This is a genomic window from Nocardioides sp. (genome assembly GCF_031422975.1).
Taxonomy (GTDB): Bacteria; Actinomycetota; Actinomycetes; order Propionibacteriales; family Nocardioidaceae; genus Nocardioides.
In genome coordinates this window covers 1-3,534 of the sequence record NZ_JANPEO010000657.1, presented here as the reverse complement: position 1 = coordinate 3,534, position 3,534 = coordinate 1, and the positions used below count along the sequence as shown (strand labels likewise).

Here is a 3,534-nt window from a genome sequence, read left to right as displayed (position 1 = left end):
TTGGGTGATGAGGCCGTGCGGGTCGGTGACGGTCGGATCGTAGAGGAAGAGGTTGACGTGGTCCTTCGTCGCCAGCAGGGCGCAGACGTTCCCGTTGAGGACGAAGTAGGGCTGCACGGTTCGCTTGATCGTTTCTTCGATGTCGGGGTCCGTAGCCCAGATCGCTTCGCGCAACTGCTCGCATATCGACCGTTGCCAGGGGGGCAGCTGCGCGAGGTAGGCATCGACTCCTGAATGTGCTCGCTCCCCCATGAGGTGAAATGTGGCAGGGGTCGTCCACTGCCGCTCTGTACCTGGACCAAGTGGGACACCCCTTCTTCCTGATCCGCTGATGCGTCAGGACTCGGTCCCTAGGCTGGTCACATGTTCAAGCGGCGCTCACGACCCCAGCCTCAAGTAGCGCGCACGGACGCTGAGTGGCAGGCAAGTCTGGAACCAGATGCCTACCGTGTGCTCCGCCGATCGGGCACGGAGGCCCCCGGGAGCAGCCCGTATGTGCACCCGCCAGCTAATTCGGACGGCTTCTACCGGTGCGCGGGCTGCGATGCCGAGCTGTTCCGTGCGGAGGATCAGTTCGACTCCGGAACGGGCTGGCCCAGCTTCTCGGACTCGGCGACTCGTGATGCTGTGCTGGTCCGCACCGACTTCAAGTTGCTGTTTCCGCGCCGCGAGGCCACGTGTGCGCGCTGCGGAGGCCACCTGGGGCACGTCTTTGGAGACGGCCCGGTGCCCACCGGCCAGCGTTGGTGCATCAACGGCGCCGCGCTCACGCTCGACGAGGCTTCGCCCGAACCAACCGCAGGACCCTAGGCATAGCGCGTCAGGCACACTGCACGAGTGTCCGACCCGCTGCGCAACCTGCTCGCGGCGCCGCCCGACCTCCCGGTCACCGCGGGCCTGGCCCCTCTCGTCGAGGCGCTCCGCACTCGCGGAGTCGCGGTGGTCCAGGCACCGCCGGGCACCGGCAAGACGACCTTGGTCCCACCCGCGGTCGCTGGGGTCGTCACCGGACGGGTCGTGGTCACGCAGCCCAGCCGCATCGCAGCCCGCGCCGCTGCCCGCCGGCTGGCGCACCTGCTCGGCGAACCGGTGGGCGAGACAGTCGGATACGCCGTACGCGGAGACCGACGCAGCAGTCGACGTACACGTGTCGAGATCGTCACGACCGGGCTGCTGCTCCGGCGGATCCAGCACGATCCCGAGCTGGTCGGCGTCGGGGCCGTCGTGCTCGACGAGGTGCACGAGCGACACCTCGACGCTGACCTGACCTTGGCGCTGCTCGTCGACGTCCGGGCCAACCTGCGTGAGGACCTGGCCCTGGTGGCGATGTCGGCCACCATCGAGGCCGAACGAACAGCCGCCCTGCTCGGTGGCGGCGGCGCACCCGTGATCCGCGTCCCGGGTGCCCTGCACCCGGTCCAAGCGGTCTGGTGCCCGCCGCCTGCGGGGGTGCGCCGCACCGACGACCGGGGGATCACCCCGGCGTTTCACGACCATGTCGCGGCGACCGTGCGTCGTGCGCTGGTCGGGCACGAGGGGGACGTCCTGGTCTTCGTGCCGGGTGTCGGGGAGGTCGACGCGACCGTACGTCGCCTGGCCGGAGTGGACGCATCCGTGCACGCCCTGCACGGACGTCTGTCCGGCGCCGAGCAGGATCGTGCACTCAGCGAGGGCCCGCGTCGACGAGTGATCGTCTCGACAGCGGTCGCCGAGTCGTCGCTGACGGTGCCCGGGGTTCGCGTCGTGGTGGATGCTGGATTCTCGCGCGAGCCGCGCACCGATCACCGTCGCGGACTGGCTTCTCTGGTCACCGTCGCGGTGAGCCGAGCAGCGGCCGAGCAGCGGGCGGGACGGGCCGGACGGCTGGGACAGGGGACCGTGCTGCGTTGCTGGTCCGAGGCGGAGCACACGCATCTGGCCGCTCACCCGGAGCCCGAGATCGCCACCGCCGATCTGACGGCCTTCGCCCTGGAGGTGGCGTGCTGGGGCAGCCACGACGTCCACGAGATGGCGCTGCTCGACCAGCCACCGGCGCACGCACTGTCGTCGGCCAAGGAGGTGCTGGTGGGGCTGGGGGCGATGACCGAGGACGGGAGAGCCACCCCGCGGGGCCGGGTGATCGCGGGCGTGCCGGTCGATCCCAGGCTGGCGCGTGCCCTCATCGACGGGGCTGGTCTCGTCGGGGCCAAGCGGGCCTCAGAGGTGGTCGCGATGCTGAGCGAGGACGTGCGCGCTCCCGGCGGAGACCTGGTTGCTGCGCTCCGGTCACTGCGCGCTGACCAGCGGGCAGGATCGTGGCGCAGCCAGGTCACCCGACTGGAGGAGGTCGTCGCGAACCAAGGCACCGCCGGCGACCGGAGAGGGACGTCGGGTGGCACCCGAGCACTCACCGATGACGTGGCGGTGGGTCTGGTGGTGGCCCTGGCGCACCCGGACCGGATTGCCCGCAAGCGCTCCGACACGTCGAGCTACCTGATGGCGTCCGGGACAGGCGCGGCGCTCGACTCGCGCGCCCCGGGGCCGCTGGCCGGACTGGAGTGGCTCGCGGTCGGCGACGCCGAGCGCCGGCCCGGGCAACGTGAGGCCCGGATCCGCGCGGCGGCCCCCCTCACCGAGGACCTCGCACTGGAGGCAGCGGGATCGCTGTGGACCGAGGTGAATGAGGTCACCTGGACCAGTGGGCGGGTGCGGGCTCGCCGACGGACGTTGTTGGGCGCGATCGAGCTCAGCTCGGCCCCGCTCAGCGATCCACCCGCGCAGGCCGTGAGCAACGCGATCCGAGAGGCGGTCGCGAGCGAGGGGATCGCTCTCCTCGCCTGGACGGAGGCGGCCACGGCGCTGCGCGCCCGCCTCGACTTCCTGCACCGCGCGCTCGGTGACCCGTGGCCCGACGTGAGCGACGCAGCACTGACACAGGACCTCGACTCCTGGCTCGGGCTGCAGCTGGCGCGGGTCCGCTCGGCCCAGGATCTTCGTCGTATCGACGTGACTGCCGCCCTGCGAGCGATGGTGCCGTGGCCGGAGGCGGGCAGGCTCAACGACCTGGCCCCTGAGCGCGTCGAGGTCCCCAGCGGGTCGAGCGTGCGGATCGACTACTCCCAGGATCAGCCGGTGCTCGCCGTACGGCTGCAAGAGGTCTTCGGCTGGACCGCAGCACCGGTCCTGGCCGACGGCAGGGTCCCGCTGCTGCTGCACCTGCTCTCCCCCGCCCGACGCCCGGCCGCCGTGACCGCAGACCTGGAGTCCTTCTGGGACAACGGCTACCCGGGCGTGCGTGCTGACCTGCGCGGGCGCTATCCCAAGCACGCCTGGCCTGAGGATCCACGCAGCGCACCAGCCACCGCGCGGACGAACAGAGCTCGCCGAAGCTGAGTGGCGTGTCGACCCGCCTGGGGTGAATCTCCCTGCCGCAGGGGCGCGTAGCGAAAGCGCTGCAAAGCGCCGCTATCGCGGCGCCTAACTCGGGCCTGAGTACCGGGGCAGGGCTTCGTATCGAGCCCGACGGCCTCGCGCCGCAAGCGCCGTCGCGACTGG

3 protein-coding genes are annotated in these 3,534 nt (G+C 71.1%); 2 read left to right on the top strand and 1 reads right to left on the bottom strand.

Annotated features, from left to right (window positions below):
• A partial coding sequence (locus tag RMO85_RS19485; protein WP_310530369.1) for a DUF1801 domain-containing protein occupies positions 1–252 on the bottom strand: 252 nt, incomplete at its 3' end.
• 111 nt (positions 253–363) lie between these two features.
• Between RMO85_RS19485 and msrB the strand changes: the two genes are divergently transcribed.
• Together msrB and hrpB are read left to right on the top strand one after the other, a co-directional pair.
• Positions 364–810 carry a peptide-methionine (R)-S-oxide reductase MsrB gene (gene msrB / locus RMO85_RS19480; protein WP_310530368.1) on the top strand — a complete coding sequence of 149 codons (447 nt, stop codon included), beginning with the start codon at positions 364–366 and terminating at the stop codon, positions 808–810.
• Between the two features lie 27 nt (positions 811–837).
• Entirely contained in the window at positions 838–3,372 is a 2,535-nt protein-coding gene (gene hrpB / locus RMO85_RS19475; RefSeq protein ID WP_310530367.1) for an ATP-dependent helicase HrpB, read from the top strand.
• Positions 3,373–3,534: the final 162 nt, after the last annotated feature.